Source organism: Zobellella denitrificans, assembly GCF_002407485.1.
Classification (GTDB): Bacteria; Pseudomonadota; Gammaproteobacteria; order Enterobacterales; family Aeromonadaceae; genus Oceanimonas; species Oceanimonas denitrificans.
In genome coordinates, this window is record NZ_CP012621.1 from 1,271,465 (window position 1) to 1,287,094 (window position 15,630).

The following is a 15,630-nucleotide window of genomic DNA, read 5'->3' on the forward strand; positions in this document are numbered from 1 at the left end:
GCTGGCGGTATCGGCCTGTTACTACAAGCCAGAGGGTGAACGGGGCCGGAGTGATGCACTCCGGCCCTTCTGGTTATGGGCGGGTGGCGGCCTTCATGTCTTTCACGAAAGCGGTCAGGGCGTCCAGCATGGCCTGTTCATCGTCCAGGTGTTGCTCGATGATCTTGACCACGGCGGAGCCGGAAATGGCGCCGGCGGCACCGGCCTGCACGGCGGCGCGTACCTGCTCCGGCTCGGAGATGCCGAAGCCCAGCAGGCAGGGTGGGGCGCCGAATTCCTTCAGCCTGGCCAGCAGGCTGTCCACCGGCATGCCGGCCTTGGTTTCGGTGCCGGTCACCCCGGCGCGGCTCAGCAGGTAGGTGTAGCCCGAGCCCATTTCCGCCACGGTTTTCAGGGTGTCGTCGTTGCCGTTGGGCGGCGCTATGTAGATGCTGGCAATGCCCGCTTCGTCGGCGGCGGCCTTGAAGGGGGCGGCCATTTCCACCGGCACGTCGGCCACCAGCACCGAGTCCACCCCGGCGGCCACGCACTGGGCGTAGAAGTTGGCCGGGCCCGGCTTGTACACCAGATTGGCGTACACCAGCAGGCCGATGGGCAGCTCCGGGTATTTTTCGCGGATCTGTTTCAGCATCTCGAAGCAGGTGGCGGAGCGGGTGCCGGCCGCCAGCGCCCGCACCGTGGCGCCCTGGATGGTGGGGCCGTCGGCCACCGGATCGGAGAAGGGAATGCCGAGCTCCAGGGCGTCGGCGCCGCCGGCCACCAGGGCGTCGATCACCTTGAGCGACCGGGCAGGGGTGGGGTCGCCCAGGGTCACGAAGGGGACGAAGGCGCCTTCACCGGCGGCGTTCAGCCGGTCGAACAAAGACTGGTAACGGCTCATTTCAGCACTCCTTTCTGCTCCAGGATCTCGGCCACGGTAAAGATGTCCTTGTCGCCCCGGCCGGAGAGGTTGACGATCAGCACCTGTTCTTTCTCCGGCTCGGCCTCGGCCATCTTCAGGGCGTAGGCCAGGGCGTGGGAGGATTCCAGCGCCGGTATGATGCCCTCGTTGCGGGCCAGGGCCTGGAAGGCGTCCAGCGCTTCGTCGTCGGTGATGGACTCGTAGCGGGCGCGGCCGATGGAGGCCAGGTAGGCGTGCTCGGGACCGACCGAGGGGAAGTCGAGCCCGGCGGACACCGAGTAGGACTCCTCAATCTGGCCGTCGTCGTTCTGCATCAGCAGCGAGTGCATGCCGAAGAACACGCCCTTGGTGCCGTGGCGCAGGGGCGCGCCGTGCTCGCCGGTGTCGATGCCCTTGCCGGCGGGCTCGATGCCGATAAGCTCCACGCCCTCTTCATCGATAAAGTCGGCGAAGATGCCGATGGCGTTGGAGCCGCCGCCCACGCAGGCGATCACCGCGTCCGGCAGCCGGGCCTCGCGCTCGCGCAGCTGGACCTTGGCTTCCTCGCCGATCATGCGCTGGAACTCGCGCACTATGGTGGGGAAGGGGTGCGGGCCGGCGGCGGTGCCCAGCATGTAGTGGGTGGTCTCGTAGTTGGCGGCCCAGTCGCGCAGCGCCTCGTTGCAGGCGTCCTTGAGGGTGGCCGAGCCGGAGTGCACCGGTATCACCTCGGCGCCCATCAGCTTCATGCGGAACACGTTGGGTTTTTGCCGCTCGCAGTCCTTGGCGCCCATGTATACCCGGCACTTGAGGCCGAGCAGGGCGCAGGCCAGGGCGGTGGCCACGCCGTGCTGGCCGGCGCCGGTTTCGGCGATGATCTCCTGCTTGCCCATGCGCTTGGCCAGCAGCGCCTGGCCCAGCACCTGGTTGGTCTTGTGGGCGCCGCCATGCAGCAGGTCTTCCCGCTTGAGGTAGATGCGGGTCTTGGTGTGGGACACCAGGTTGCGCACCTTGGTGAGGGGCGTGGGGCGGCCGGCGTATTCGCACAGCAGCTCGCGGAATTCCCGCTCGAACTCGGGATCCTGTTGGGCGTCCACAAAGGCCTGCTCCAGCTGGAGCAGGGCCGGCATCAGGATCTGGGGCACGTACATGCCGCCAAATTCGCCGAAGAAGGGGTTAAGTAGGGTCATTGTGTGTTCCTGCGTCCGTAATGTCTGAGGGCGGCGAAGGCCGCGTCGAGTTTGGCCGGGTCTTTCTGCCCGGGGGCGCTTTCCACGCCGGAATTGAAATCCAGCCCCCGGCAGCCGAGGGCGGCGGCGCGGGCGGCGTTGTCGGGGTTGAGGCCGCCGGCGAGCATCAGGTTGCGCTTGTCGAGCGTGGCCAGCAGCGACCAGTCGAAGGCCTGGCCGGTGCCGCCGCTCTGGCCGAAGGCCTTGGTGTCGAACAGCAGCCGGTCGGCGTTGGCGGGCAGGGCAGGCAGAGCATCCGCCACCGCCACCGCTTTCCAGATTTCCACGCCCTCGGGCAGCATGGCGCGCAGGGCGTCGATATAGGCCTCGTCCTCGTCACCGTGCAGCTGCACCGCCTTCAGCCCCAGGGTGCGGGCGGTATCGGCAATCTCGGTGCGCCTGTGGTTCTGGAACACGCCCACGTAGTCGAGGGGCGCGGCCTGGATCAGGGCCTGCGCCTGCTCCAGGCTGACGCAGCGCGGGCTCTTGGCCACGAAGATGAGGCCACCGAAGGCGGCGCCGGCGGCATGGGCGGCGGCGGCGTCCTCGGGGCGGGTCAGGCCGCACACCTTGTTGTCGCCCAGGATCAGGCGGCGCACCGCCAGATCCAGATCGTCCTCGGCCATCAGCGAGCTGCCCACCAGAAAACCGTCGGCGTGGGCGGACAATGCCTTCACCTGGGCGTGGTGATGGATGCCGGACTCGGAGATGACGATGCGATCGTCCGGGATAAGCCGGGACAGTTCCCGGGTGCGGTCCAGGTCGATGGACAGATCGCGCAGATCCCGGTTGTTGATGCCGATAACCCGGGCATCCAGGCGCAGCGCGCGCGCCACTTCCTCGGCACTGATGACTTCGGTCAGTATGCCCATGTTGAGCGCGCGGGCCACGGCGGCCAGCTCCCGGTACTGGTCGTCGTCCAGTACCGACAGCATCAGCAGGATGGCGTCGGCCCGGTGGTGGCGGGCCAGTTTGATCTGGTAGGGGTCGATGATGAAATCCTTGCAGATCACCGGCTGGCTCACCTGGCCGCGCACCCGGGTCACGAACTCGAAGCTGCCCTGAAAGTATTTTTCGTCGGTCAGCACCGAGATGGCCGAGGCATGGCGACCGTAGACACCGGCGATGGCGTCGATGTCGAAGTCGGCGCGGATCAGGCCCTTGGAGGGCGAAGCCTTCTTGCATTCCAGGATAAAGGCCGGCTGGCCGGCGGCCAGGGCCGCCTCGAAGGGGCGATCACTCGGGATCAGGCCGGCTTCAAAACTGTCCAGGGGCTGGGCCTGCTTGCGCGCCTCGACCCAGATTTTTTTGTCGGCAACAATCTTGCCGAGAACGGTACTTAACATTGGCTCAACTCCGCCAGTTTATTGGCTACTTCCATGGCTTTGCCCGACTTTAACACAGCCAGCACCTGCTCCACGCCTTCTTTCAGGGTTTCGGCCCGGCCGCTCATCACCAGCAGCGGCGCCACGTTGATGGCGATGACGCTTTGCTGGGCGGGGGTGCCGCCCCCTTGCAGCAGGCTCAGGGTGATGGCTTTGTTTTCACTGGGCTCGCCGCCGGCAATGGCGCTGATGTCGTAACGCCTGAGTCCCAGCTCTTCGGGAGTGATGCTGTATTCGATGATCTCGCCGTTGAGGATTTCCGCCACCTGGGTCGGGCCGTGGATGGCAATTTCATCCAGGCCGCTGCCATGCACCACCATGCCCCGCTTGAGGCCCATGGCCACCAGGGTGTCGGCAATGGGGCGCACCAGCGCTTCGGAATACACCCCCAGCAGCATGAAGTCGGGGCGGGCGGGGTTCACCAGCGGGCCCAGCACGTTGAAGATGGTGCGGGTTTTCAGGGTCTGGCGCACCGGCATGGCGTGGCGGATGCCGCCGTGATACTTGGGCGCGAACAGGAAGCAGACGTTGGCCTCGTCCAGGCAGCGGCGGGCGGTGTCCGGGCTCATGTTCAGGTCGATGCCCAGTTGCTCCAGCAGGTCGGAAGAGCCGGACTTGCTGGAGACGCCGCGGTTGCCGTGCTTGGCCACCTTGATGCCGCAGGCGGCGGCCACCAGCGCCGAGGTGGTGGAGACGTTGATGGTGTTCATGCCGTCGCCGCCGGTGCCGACGATGTCGCAGAAGGCGTAGTCCGGGCGCGGGAAGGGGCTGGCCGCTTCCAGCAGGGCCTGGGCGGCGCCGGCGATTTCGTCCGGGGTTTCGCCCTTCATCTTCAGCACGGTCAGCAGGGAGGCCATGGTCATCTGGTCCATGTCGCCGCGCAGCAACTCGCCGAACAGGGCCTGGGCCTGGGCGCGGCTGATGTGCTCGCCGCGGTACAGCTGGTCCATGGCCCGGGTTTCCGGTGCGCTCAAAAAGGCCAGGCTCTGCTCCAGCAGCCGGGCGCCCTCGGTGGTCATGATGGATTCGGGATGAAACTGAAAGCCCAGTACCCGCTTGGCGGTATCCTGCACCGCCATGGTCATGCCCTGGTAGTCGGCGATCACCGACAGGCTGGTGGGGATCCTGGTGCCCACCAGCGAGTGGTAGCGAGCCACGGGCAGGGGGTTGGGCAAGCCGGCGAAAACGCCCTTGCCGCTGTGGCTGATGAGCGAGCTTTTGCCGTGCTTGATTTCACCGGCGTTTTCCACCTTGCCGCCATAGTGTTCGACCAGGGCCTGATGGCCCAGGCAGATCCCCAGTATGGGGAAGCGGCCGATGCAGGCGCCGATCAGGGCCGGCATGTTGCCGGCCTGGCTGGGCGTGCCCGGGCCAGGCGACAGCACCAGGATGGGCCGTTCGCATTGCTCCATGGCCGCCACCAGCTGGGACACGGGCACCGTATTGCGGTAGATGCGCACGGTGGTGCCCAGGCTGCGGAACTGGTCGACCAGGTTGTAGGTAAAGGAGTCGTAGTTGTCGAGCAGGAAAATGGTGTTAGCCATGGGTCACCTCCGCCAGGGTCTTGCCGTGGGCCAGGGCGATGGCATTGAGCACCGCCGCCGCCTTGTTGCGGGTTTCGTCCGCTTCCGCCTGCGGTTGCGAGTCGTACACCACGCCCGCGCCGGCCTGCACATGGGCCTGGCCTGAGCTTACGAAGGCGGAGCGGATCACGATGCAGGTGTCCATGTCGCCCAGGCCGTTGAGGTAGCCCACGGCGCCGCCGTAGCTACCCCGGCGGCGGCGCTCCACCTGGCGGATAAGCTCGCTGGCGCGGATCTTGGGGGCGCCGGTGAGGGTGCCCATGTTCATGCAGGCCTGGTAGGCGTGCAGGGCGTCCAGGTCGGCGCGCAGGGTGCCCACCACCCGCGACACCAGGTGCATCACGTGGCTGTAGCGATCCACGCTCAGCAGATCCTTCACATAGCGGCTGCCCGGCTCGCTGATGCGGGCGATGTCGTTGCGGGCCAGATCCACCAGCATCAGGTGTTCGGCGGTTTCCTTCTCGTCCCGGCGCAGCTCCAGCTCGATGCGGCCATCCAGATCCAGGTTGACGCTGCCGTCCGGGTTGAAGCCGCGGCGGCGGGTGCCGGCGATGGGGTACATTTCCACCTGGCGGCTGGCGTGGTCGAACTTGACCGAGCTCTCGGGGCTGGCGCCGAACAGGATGAAGTCCTGATCGTTGACGTAGAACATGTAGGGGCTGGGGTTGGTCTGCTTGAGCTTGCGGTAGGCGGCCAGGGGGCTGGGGCAGGGCAGGCTGAAACAGCGGGAAGGCACCACCTGGAAGATGTCGCCCACCATGATGTGACCCTTGAGGGTGTCCACGTCGGCGCGGAACTCGGCATCGCTCTTGTTCACCTGCACCTGGCCGGTGAAGGGCAGCTCCGCCAGGGGTTCGGCGTGGACCTCGCCGCAGGCGGCGGCCAGTTGCCCGAGGCGGGCCTGCAGCCGGCCCTGCTCGGCGGGATCGAACACGCAGGCGGCCAGTTGGCAGCGTTCCTGCAGGTGATCCAGGGTGATCAGGGTTTCGGCCAGGTAGAAGCTGAAGTCGGGGCAGTGGTTGATGCCCTCGGGCACCTCGGGCAACTGCTCGAAGGCGGCGATGAGATCGTAGGCGAAGGTGCCGGCCATAAACAGGTGCTGCTGGCCCTGGTCGGCGGTGAAGCGGGTCAGGATAAGGCGCAGGGTTTCCAGCACCGAGGGTGCCTTGAGCCGGCTGTCTTCGTCCAGGTTGGCATCGGCGGCCGGCACCGTCACCACCAGTGTGTGGGACTGGCGTTCGCCGCCGAGCTCCTGCTCGACCAGATCCAGGGCGGGCAGGCCGTTGGCGTTGAGGGCGGTGAGGGTGACGCTGTGGTGATCGCATACCAGCCGGACACAGGCGTCCAGCATCAGCAGGCTCTGGGTACCGGCCTTGGTGTCGATTTCGGCGGACTCCAGCAATACGCTGTTGTCACCGGGGCGGGTGAGCGCGGCGAACAGGGCGAGGGGGTCGCCGGTATAGGGGGCATCTTGCAGTAATACGTGGAGCTGACCATGCGCCATGGGGTATTCCTTGTCTGGTTAATGTCTGTCGTCAGGGATTTGCAGTATCACCTGGCTGGCAATGTCGTCATCGGTTATGGATACAAAGGCCGGTTGCGGCGTCATCAACAGGATTTGGGGTTGCCATCGCCAAAAAAGGGTCCGGGTCGGTTTCATCGCATCACCTTTTGCTGGATAATAAAAAAGCCCGCGAGGTCGCGGGCTTTTATGTGTGCTGAGACTTTAAGACGAATACAGCAATTCACACCACCCGCTTTCAGGGAGTGTGCCACCACCAGATGGTCAGAGTGGAAATTTGCCGAAACATCGCGCTCTTCTCGTCAATCAGAAACTGGATACAGTTAAACGATATTCGGGGGTGCAAGTCAACCCCGACCACAGGATTTTTTATGCGAATCGACCTGCACTGCCATTCCACCGCCTCCGATGGCCGGCTCAGCCCCACCGAGCTGCTGGCCCGGGCCGCGGCCCAGGAGGTGGAGGTGCTGGCCCTGACCGACCACGATACGGTGGCCGGGCTGATTGAAGCGCGGCAGGCGGCCGAGTTGCACGGTATCCGGCTGGTGGACGGGGTGGAAATCTCGGCCCTGTGGGAGCACAAGGAAATCCATGTGGTGGGCCTTGCTATCGATCCCCTGCATGACGGGCTGGGTCAGCTGCTCGCGGCCCAGCAGCGGCGGCGCGAGGCCCGCGCCCGGCTGATGGCCGAGCGGCTGGAAAAGGCGCGCTTTCCCGGCGCCTATGAAGGGGCCCGGGCCATCGCCGGCGAGGCGCCCATCACCCGTACCCACATGGCCCAGTGGCTGCTGGAGCAGGGGGCGGCGGACTCCATGGGCAAGGTGTTCCAGAAGTTCCTGAGCCGGGGCAACACCGGCTATGCGCCGCCGGACTGGTGTTCGCTCGCTGAGGCGGTATCCACCATCCAGCAGGCGGGCGGGGTGGCGGTGCTGGCCCACCCCACCCGCTACGACCTGTCCAACAAGTGGGTCAAGAAGCTGCTGGCGGCCTTCGCCGAGGCGGGGGGCGACGCCATGGAGGTGTCCATGGCCCAGCAGAGTCCCCAGGAGCGTGCTAACTTGGGACAGTGGAGCAAGGATTTCGGCCTTGCGGCCTCTGTTGGCTCCGATTTTCATTATCCCAGCCATTGGCGGGAGCTGGGCCGGCAGTTATGGCTACCCAAAGAAGCGAGCCCCGTGTGGGAGCGTTTTCTCTAAAAATCATTCCGGGAGGAATTATGAGTCAGTATTTCGAAATTCACGCCGACAATCCCCAGGCCCGCCTGATCAACCAGGCGGTGGCCATCGTACGCCAGGGCGGGGTGCTGGTATATCCCACCGACTCCGGCTACGCCATCGGCTGCCTGGTGGGCGACAAGAACGCCATGGAACGCATTTGCCGCATCCGCAAGATTGAAAAGGATCACAACTTCACCCTGGTGTGCCGCGATCTCTCCGAGCTGTCGTTTTACGCCCGGGTGGAGAATACCGCTTTCCGGCTGATGAAGAACAACACCCCCGGCGCCTATACCTTTATCCTGCGCGCCACCAAGGAAGTGCCCAAGCGGCTGCAGAACCCCAAGCGCAAGACCATCGGCCTGCGGGTGCCGGACAACGCCATCAGTCTGGCGCTGCTCGAGGCCCTGGGCGAGCCGCTGATGTCCTGCAGCCTGATCCTGCCCGGCGAGGAGGAGGCCGAATACGACCCCCAGGTGATCCGGCAGCGGCTGGAAAAGCTGGTGGATCTGATCATCGACGGTGGTGTGCTGGATCCCAGACCCACCACTGTGGTGGATCTCTATGACGATGTTCCCGTTATCGTGCGCCAGGGCGCGGGCGATAGCCGTCCCTTTGAATAAGTGAATGACATGACTGAGAAACTGCAAAAAGTACTGGCCCGGGCGGGCAAGGGATCCCGGCGCGAAATCGAGGCGCTGATAAGCATGGGGCGGGTCAGCGTCAACGGCAACGTGGCCCACCTGGGCGACCGGGTGACCGGCAGCGAGCAGATCCGGGTAGATGGCCATATCGTGGAAACCCAGCCCCAGGGCGAGATCATCTGCCGGGTGCTGGCCTATCACAAGCCGGAAGGGGAGGTGAGCACCCGCAAGGATCCGGAAGGGCGCCCGACCGTGTTCGACCGCCTGCCCAAGCTGCAGGGCGCGCGCTGGGTGGCGGTGGGCCGGCTGGACGTGAACACCTCCGGCCTGTTGCTGTTCACCACCGACGGCGAGCTGGCCAACCGGCTGATGCACCCGCGCCATGAAATCGACCGGGAATACGCGGTGCGGGTGTTTGGCGAGGTGGATGAGGGCATGATGCAGCGGCTGCGCAAGGGGGTGATGCTGGAAGACGGCGAGGCCAAATTCGAGACCCTGAAGTACAGCGGCGGCGAAGGCATGAACCACTGGTTCCACGTCACCCTGAAGGAAGGCCGCAACCGGGAAGTACGCCGGCTGTGGGAATCCCAGGGGGTGCAGGTGAGCCGGCTGATCCGGGTGCGTTACGGCAAGATCGACCTGCCCCGTACCCTGCCGCGGGGCGGCTGGGCCGAGCTGCCCCTGGAGCAGGTGAACTACCTGCGCCGGGAGGTGGGGCTGGCGCCGGAGGAGCAGAGCAAGGTGGACGTGCACGCCGCCGAGCGCTACAAGCAGGTGGCCCAGATCCGCAAGGCGGTGCGCAAGCACAATTCCCGCATGAAGAGCGCCGGCACCGGCGCGGCACCCAAGAAGCCGGCCCCCGCCCGCCCGCGCAGCACCGGCCAGCGGCAAAAGCGCAAAACCAGGATGTGAAAGCAGCGCTAAGCTGGATGCCTGAAGCGTGAAGAAAAACGGCGCCGGGAGTCATCCCGGCGCCGTTTTTGTTGGTTTTTCGAGGTTTTGTGGGGCGCGGGCGGCTCGCCCGCCTTTGCCGCGCAGCGGCAGGCCCTGGTATTTGAGCGCCCTGCGGGCGCTAATGCAGGCGGGCCGCCTGCGCCCCATCATCCCGCCTTACGCCTTACGCCTTACGCCTCACGCCAGTCAGGCTTCGGTGGCGAATTCCCGCCGGGAAAAGGCCACCCGCTCCTCCGGCGACATGGTCACCTTCTTGCCGAGCTTTTCGATTTTCTTCAGCCTGGGCACCAGGCCGGCGGCGTTGGCGGTCTGGATGGCGAGCCCCGGACGGGCGTTCAGCTCCAGCAGCATGGGGCCCTTCTGTTTGTCGAGCACCATGTCGGTGCCGATATAGCCCAGCCCCGACATCTCGTAGCAGGAGGACGACAGGCTCAGCAGCTCTTCCCAGTAGGGCACCTTGAGTTCGAGCAGATCCCGGCCGGTATCCGGATGATAGCGGATGGGCAGGTTGAACTGCACCGCGCGGATGGCCCGGCCGGTGTTGATGTCGAGCCCCACGCCCACGGCGCCCTGGTGCAGGTTGGCCTTGCCGTCGGAGGCGTCGGTGGACAGCCGCATCATGGCCATCACCGGAAAGCCCTTGAACACAATCACCCGGGTATCGGGCACGCCCTCGTAGGAAAAGCCGTCGAACACGTCGTCGAAGTTGATCAGCGCCTCGATCAGGGCCACGTCGGGCTTGCCGCCGAGGGAAAACAGGCCGGCCAGGATGTTGGAGATGTGCCGCTCCAGATCCCCTATGGTCTCGACCTTGCCGCTCGGCTTGACGAAGTTGGTCCTGTCGTGGCGCTCGATCACCACTATGCCCTTGCCGCCGGAGCCCTTGGCGGGCTTGATGCAGAAGCCCGGCCAGTCCTTGACCAGATCCCAGAGATGGGACACCTGGTGCTGGAACTCGATCACGCCGACCAGCTCCGGCACCGTCACCCCGGCATCCAGGGCTATCTGCTTGGTTTTGAGCTTGTTGTCCACCAGCGGATAGAGCCGGCGCGGGTTGTAGCGGCTGATATAGGAAATGTTGCGCTTGTTCATGCCCATGATGCCCATGCGGCGCAGGGCAAAGGGAGAGGCGTATTTTTCCAGCAGGTTCTTAAACATGTTTCTGCTCATCCACCAGCGGCTTGAAGCGCTTGAGCTCGGTCAGGCGGTAGCCGGTATAGTTGCCCAGCAGCAGCACCAGGGACATGACGATCAGCTGCAGCCCGAGGAAGTTGAAGGTGAGGTGGCGGATCACTTCGTTGTTCATGGCCAGGAAGGCCGCCACCGCCACCAGCAGCGAGCCGCCACCCTGTTTGACCACTTCCTTGGCGCCTTCTTCCTCCCACAGTATCGACATCCGCTCTATGGTCCAGGCCAGGATGATCATGGGGAAGAAGGTGATTTTCATGCCCTCGGTCAGGCCCAGCTGGTAGGCGACGATGCTGAAGAAGCCGATCATGCCGATGACCATGATGATCACCGCCGAGATCCTCGCCACCAGCAGCAGGTTGAGGTGCGAGAGGTAGGAGCGCAGCACCAGGCCGGTGCCGACGATCAGCAAAAAGCCGACCAGGCCGGTGAGCAGGCTGGTCTGGATAAAGGCCATGGCGATCAGCACCGGCATAAAGGTGCCCGAGGTCTTGACGCCGACGATGATGCGCAGGAACACCACCGCCAGCACGCCGATGGGGATCAGCAGTATGCCCTTGAACAGCGCCTGCTCTTCCAGCGGCAGGTTGTAGAGGGAGACGTTGATCCACTCGGGTTGATCGAACTTCTGCGCCAGGGCCACGTTCACCGGCTGCTCCTGTTGCAGCATGGTGAAGGTAACGCGGGAGTTGCTGCCGCCCACCAGGTCCAGCACCGGTGCCGAGCTGTATTCCCACAGCAGCAGGTTCTCCTGGTGGCCCTGGCGGCCGCTGGCCGGATGGAACACCTCGTACCTGTCGCCCTCGTAGACCTGCACCAGATCGATAAGCGTCTGGCGGCGGCGGCCGTCTTCCAGTTGCAGGCCCTTGAGCAGGCGGGCCGGCACCCCGGCCCGGTGCAGCAGATCCACCAGCAGGGGGCCGGCGGACTTGTACTGGGCCAGCAGCTCGGCGTTCTGGCCCCGGTTGTTCAGTTCCTTGAGCAGCTCCCGGGTGAGGGTGATGCCGTCGGAGGAACGTTCCTGGGCGATGGCCAGCACCTGATCCATGGCGGTGGCATAGGGCTCGGGCACCTGGGGACGGGGCACGGCCGGGATCTGGCTCGACAGCATCCCCTTGGCGAAGGGATCCCGCATCATGTCGACCTTGTAGTACAGCTCCTGCAGGCCGGTGGCGGAGCGGATGGACCACTCGGCCCGGGTGCTGCCATTGGCCTCGACAAAGGACAGGCCGTAACCGGGGGAGGCGGCGGACTCGTTCATCAGGGTAAAGCCGGGCTGGCTGCCGGGAATGGCCAGGGAGGCCTTCACCGGCCGGCCGGAGGCTTCGAATTCCACCTTGGCTTCGATGGACCAGATCTGGCGCTTTTCACCGGGCAGCCAGGGCACTTCGTACACGAAATGGCGATGCAGCATCAGTGCCAGGCCGACCAGGAAGAGGGCGGCCACGATCAGATAAAAGGGCTTGCGTGAGTACATGGCGTGGTTTACTCGTTGGAAGAAGTCGGACGCTTGGGCTTGCCCTGCACGTTCTGGCGGGCAATATCCACCACGGCAATGTCTTTCAGGAACTCGCGCCCCAGCAGCACCGGATAGGTCATCTGGGACCTGTCGGTCAGGGTAAATTCGGTGCGCTCCGACAACCGGCCGAGGCGCAGGGTGAGGGCCACCACGGGGCGCCGTTCGGTGTTGTCGGCGGAGGCCTGGCGAATGCGCACGTAGCGTACCAGCGGGGTTTCCACCGGCAGCTTCTCGTCCACCCCTTCATGAGCCAGGTTGAAGCTGACCCAGGGGTTGCCGTCGCGCTCGAACACCGTGATGTCCTGGGCGCTGAGGGAAGAGGTGGTGGCGCCGGTGTCGATGCGCGCCGGGAAGTTGTCGTTGACCGCGTCCAGCCAGATTTCCTCGGTTTCGCCCACGATCAGCTTGCCGTCCCGGGTTTCGTTTTCGGGGTAGTCTCCCGGGGCTGCGGGCGGCGGTGGCGGCAGCGGCATGGCGAGCTGCGGCTCCTCGAGTTGCTTTTTCAAGGTCTTGAGCTCCTGTTGCAGGGCGGTCATAAAGGCATGGTGATTACTGCTGAGCTGGGTGTTCTGCTGGAACATGGTATCCACCAGCCGGGCCTCCAGGCTGGCCAGCGAGGCCTGCAGCTGCTGCTCGGATACGGGCATGGGCTCGGGCTGCGCGTCCACCTCTGATGTGCGGCTGACGCAGGCGGTCAGCAACAGGGGTAATACCAGCGATGTCGCGACTTTATTCATAATGTCCCTCTTGTGATTGATACTGTGGGTCCACCGGCTTGTTGGCGATGATGATCGCCCGCTTGGGCGCCGGGTAGCCTTCAATGGTTTTGGCGGTGTCGCTCGGGTCGAGAAAATCCGCCAGTGATTCGTTGCGCATCCAGTCGGTGCGCCGCTGTTCTGCCAGGCTGGTCGGGCTTTCGTCGACCACCCTTATCCCTTCGAAACCGCATTTCTCCAGCCAGCCGACCAGGGCGGCGCTGCTGGGGATGAACCAGACGTTGCGCATCTTGCCGTAGCGCTCGCCGGGCACCAGTACCTGGTGTTCGTCGCCGTCAATGACCAGGGTTTCCAGCACCAGTTCGCCGCCGCCGCGCAACTGGGCCTTGAGCTGCAGCAGGTGATCGATGGGTGAGCGGCGATGGTAGAGCACGCCCATGGAAAACACGGTGTCGAAGGCGCGCAGCTCGGGCAATTCCTCGATACCCAAGGGTAATACCTGAATCCCTTTATAACCATTGGCGAAATGTTTTACCGCCTCGAACTGGCACAGGAACAGCTGGGAGGGATCTATGCCCACCGCCATTTCGGCGCCGGCCCCCATCATCCGCCACAGGTGGTAGCCGCTGCCGCAGCCCACGTCCAGCACGTAACGGTACCTGAGCGGGCTGATGTGCTCCTTGAGCCGATCCCATTTCCAGTCTGACCGCCATTCGGTGTCGATATGGATACCGTGGATGTCGAAGGGCCCCTTGCGCCATGGATGGAACTGGCGCAGCAGGCTTTCTATCTTTTTCCGTTCGCCGTCGGACACTTCGCCGGGGCGACCGAGGTGGACGCCTTCGGCCAGCTCGATATGGTCGGTGGCCACCTTCGGCAGCTTGTGCAGGGCACGAACCCAGCGGGCAAAGTCGCCGTGCAGGTGTCGTTTCTGCCAGTCGTGCAGCTGTCCCGGCAGGCAGTGCAGCCAGTGTTGCAGCCGGCTCTTGGCGATCTGCTGGTAAAAATCGCTGAAATCGATCATTTGACGGCGACCATGGAGCCGAAGTTGAAGCACTGGAACCACAGGTCCACGTGGGCAAAGCCGACCCGGGCCAGCCTTTCCTTGTGTTGCTCGGGGGTGTCCGGGCGCAGCACCTTTTCCAGGGCGGTGCGCTTCTGGCTGATCTCCAGCTCGCTGTAGCCGTTGGCGCGCTTGAAGTCGTGGTGCAGATCGATCAGCAGCTCGTTGACGGTGTCGTCGGCGCTTCTGAACTTCTCGCTTAGTATCAGGACGCCGCCCGGGTTCAGTCCCTGATGGATTTTTGCCAGCAGCGCTTCCCGGCGCTCGGGGGCGATAAACTGTAGGGTGAAGTTGAGCACCACCACGGAGGCGTTGTCGATGGCGATATCGCAGATATCCGCCTCCACCAGTTCCACCGGTACCTCGGATTTGTACGAGGCCAGGTGGCCGCGCGCCCGCTCCAGCATGGCGCTGGAGTTGTCGACGGCGACGATGCGGCACCCCGGCTGCGTCAGGTTGCGGCGCATTTCCTGGGTGGCGGCGCCGAGGGAGCAGCCCAGATCGTACAAATGGGTGCCGGGCCGGGCGAAGCGGGCCGTCATCATGCCGATGGCGGAAATGATATTGGAATAACCGGGCACGGATCGTTTGATCATGTCCGGAAACACCTCGGCGACTTTTTGGTCAAAGCAGAAATCACCGAGCTGGGCGATGGGCGCGGCGAAAATATGATCTTTTGCTTGCATGGTTCTATTGGTTACGACCTTGGCTCACGGCAGCAATGGCTGCACTGAATGGTCGATATTGTAAAAGAAGCGCAGGGTGTTGTCTTGCGGGCGGCAAAGAGGCGCGACAAATTATTTTTCGCCTGGCGGCGTGAGGCGTGAGGCGTGAGGCGTGAGGGGGAAGTCCTTCACTCCTCACCCAATTTAGAACAACTCGCCCTGGGGAGCCGGCGCCTGGCCGGGAAAGGCGGGCAGGGGGGCGCCCAGGGCGTCGGCCATCTCCGCCGCCAGTACCGGCGCCAGCCGGTTGTCGGCGGTGTGCACAAACAGGTAGACCGACTTGCCCTGGTCCAGCCAGGCGCGCAGGCGCGGCAGCCAGGGCTGCCAGTAGGGCTGGTTGTAGCCGGGCTCGGGATGGCCGATAAAGCGCACCATGGGGCAGTCGCCGGTGCTGATGACATGCACCGGCACCTTCGGCTTCTTGGCCTGGGCATCCATCAGGGCCGGGGTGTCTGGCGGGCAGGAAAACACCGGGCGCGAGTCCATGATGATGCGGTTCACGCCCTGCTCCAGCAGCAGCCGGTTAAGCCTTCTTTCCGCCTCGCCCTTGGCGAAAAAGGCGGGGTGGCGCACCTCCACCCCGTAGCCGAAGTCCCGGGGCAGGGCCTTGAGCAGGGCCGACAGCCCCGGCAGTTGCTCCGGCCCCGAGGATTTGGGCAGTTGCAGCATCAGCATGCCGAGCTTGGGGTGCAGGGGGGCGAGGTGGTCGATAAAGTCCAGCGCCGCCCGGATGTTCTCCTCCAGCCGGCCCTGGTGACTGACGAAGGAGGGAAACTTGAAGGTAAAGCGGAAATGGGCCGGGGTCTGGGCTTCCCAGCGCAGCAGGCTGTGGCGGTCGGGCACGCCGTAGAAGCTGGTATTGCCCTCCACGGTGTTGAACACCCGGGCATAATCCCCCAGGTGATCGGCGTTTTTCAGCCCCCGCCGCAGCAGGCTGCCGGGCCAGTCGGGATGGGACCACTGGCTGAGGCCCAGATATAACGGCATATTTCTCCTATCAAGCTGGAA

At 64.7% G+C, this 15,630-nt stretch carries 14 protein-coding genes, 1 pseudogene and 1 other annotated feature; of the genes and pseudogenes, 3 read left to right on the plus strand and 12 right to left on the minus strand.

Going from position 1 to position 15,630, the window contains the following annotated elements:
• Nucleotides 1-73: 73 nt before the first annotated feature.
• The 6 genes and pseudogenes from trpA to AN401_RS06105 all read right to left on the minus strand — a co-directional run bounded on the left by trpA (nt 74) and on the right by AN401_RS06105 (nt 6,581).
• A complete protein-coding gene (gene trpA, locus AN401_RS06085) occupies nt 74-880 on the minus strand; it encodes a tryptophan synthase subunit alpha (RefSeq protein ID WP_096778812.1) in 807 nt (268 codons plus the stop codon).
• A complete protein-coding gene (gene trpB, locus AN401_RS06090; RefSeq protein ID WP_094038994.1) occupies nt 877-2,070 on the minus strand; it encodes a tryptophan synthase subunit beta in 1,194 nt (397 codons plus the stop codon). Before trpB ends, trpA begins: the two co-directional genes overlap by 4 nt.
• Nucleotides 2,067-3,455, minus strand: coding sequence for a bifunctional indole-3-glycerol-phosphate synthase TrpC/phosphoribosylanthranilate isomerase TrpF (gene trpCF, locus AN401_RS06095; RefSeq protein ID WP_096778813.1), 1,389 nt, complete (start codon nt 3,453-3,455; stop codon nt 2,067-2,069). Before trpCF ends, trpB begins: the two co-directional genes overlap by 4 nt.
• Nucleotides 3,449-4,444: an anthranilate phosphoribosyltransferase gene (gene trpD, locus AN401_RS20110; RefSeq protein WP_232513440.1), complete on the minus strand. Its 996-nt coding sequence runs from the start codon at nt 4,442-4,444 to the stop codon at nt 3,449-3,451. Before trpD ends, trpCF begins: the two co-directional genes overlap by 7 nt.
• A gap of 9 nt (nt 4,445-4,453) precedes the next feature.
• Nucleotides 4,454-5,038: pseudogene (locus tag AN401_RS20115) on the minus strand (aminodeoxychorismate/anthranilate synthase component II); the annotation flags it as partial.
• Nucleotides 5,031-6,581: an anthranilate synthase component 1 gene (locus AN401_RS06105; protein WP_096778815.1), complete on the minus strand. Its 1,551-nt coding sequence runs from the start codon at nt 6,579-6,581 to the stop codon at nt 5,031-5,033. The gene AN401_RS06105 and the pseudogene AN401_RS20115, both read right to left, overlap by 8 nt.
• Before the next feature lie 177 nt (nt 6,582-6,758).
• Nucleotides 6,759-6,861, minus strand: a sequence feature (Trp leader region).
• A gap of 109 nt (nt 6,862-6,970) precedes the next feature.
• On the opposite strand from AN401_RS06105, the gene rnm reads away from it, so the two are divergent.
• From rnm to rluB, 3 genes are read left to right on the plus strand one after another with little or no spacing between them, the layout of a single operon-like run.
• Nucleotides 6,971-7,795, plus strand: a complete 825-nt coding sequence (gene rnm / locus AN401_RS06110) for an RNase RNM (protein ID WP_094038990.1) — start codon at nt 6,971-6,973, stop codon at nt 7,793-7,795.
• Nucleotides 7,796-7,815: 20 nt separating this feature from the next.
• Entirely contained in the window at nt 7,816-8,436 is a 621-nt protein-coding gene (locus tag AN401_RS06115) for an L-threonylcarbamoyladenylate synthase (RefSeq protein ID WP_094038989.1), read from the plus strand.
• A 9-nt stretch (nt 8,437-8,445) separates the two neighbouring features.
• Nucleotides 8,446-9,369, plus strand: a complete 924-nt coding sequence (gene rluB, locus AN401_RS06120; protein WP_094038988.1) for a 23S rRNA pseudouridine(2605) synthase RluB — start codon at nt 8,446-8,448, stop codon at nt 9,367-9,369.
• A 228-nt stretch (nt 9,370-9,597) separates the two neighbouring features.
• On the opposite strand, the gene AN401_RS06125 is transcribed toward rluB, so the two are convergent.
• The 6 genes from AN401_RS06125 to AN401_RS06150 form a co-directional block, all read right to left on the minus strand.
• The gene (locus AN401_RS06125; RefSeq protein WP_096778816.1) at nt 9,598-10,569 is read right to left on the minus strand and encodes an alpha-L-glutamate ligase-like protein; all 972 of its coding nucleotides are present in this window, start codon (nt 10,567-10,569) and stop codon (nt 9,598-9,600) included.
• Nucleotides 10,562-12,076, minus strand: a complete 1,515-nt coding sequence (locus AN401_RS06130; RefSeq protein WP_094038986.1) for an inactive transglutaminase family protein — start codon at nt 12,074-12,076, stop codon at nt 10,562-10,564. Before AN401_RS06130 ends, AN401_RS06125 begins: the two co-directional genes overlap by 8 nt.
• Before the next feature lie 8 nt (nt 12,077-12,084).
• Complete coding sequence (locus AN401_RS06135) at nt 12,085-12,855, minus strand: ATP-dependent zinc protease family protein (RefSeq protein WP_094038985.1); 771 nt, start codon at nt 12,853-12,855, stop codon at nt 12,085-12,087.
• Nucleotides 12,848-13,858 (minus strand): tRNA 5-methoxyuridine(34)/uridine 5-oxyacetic acid(34) synthase CmoB, encoded by a 1,011-nt coding sequence (gene cmoB, locus AN401_RS06140; protein ID WP_096778817.1) that lies wholly within the window; start codon nt 13,856-13,858, stop codon nt 12,848-12,850. Before cmoB ends, AN401_RS06135 begins: the two co-directional genes overlap by 8 nt.
• Nucleotides 13,855-14,583 (minus strand): carboxy-S-adenosyl-L-methionine synthase CmoA, encoded by a 729-nt coding sequence (cmoA, locus tag AN401_RS06145; RefSeq protein WP_094038983.1) that lies wholly within the window; start codon nt 14,581-14,583, stop codon nt 13,855-13,857. Before cmoA ends, cmoB begins: the two co-directional genes overlap by 4 nt.
• Nucleotides 14,584-14,766: 183 nt before the next feature.
• Nucleotides 14,767-15,609, minus strand: coding sequence for a DUF72 domain-containing protein (locus tag AN401_RS06150; RefSeq protein ID WP_094038982.1), 843 nt, complete (start codon nt 15,607-15,609; stop codon nt 14,767-14,769).
• Nucleotides 15,610-15,630 lie beyond the last annotated feature (21 nt).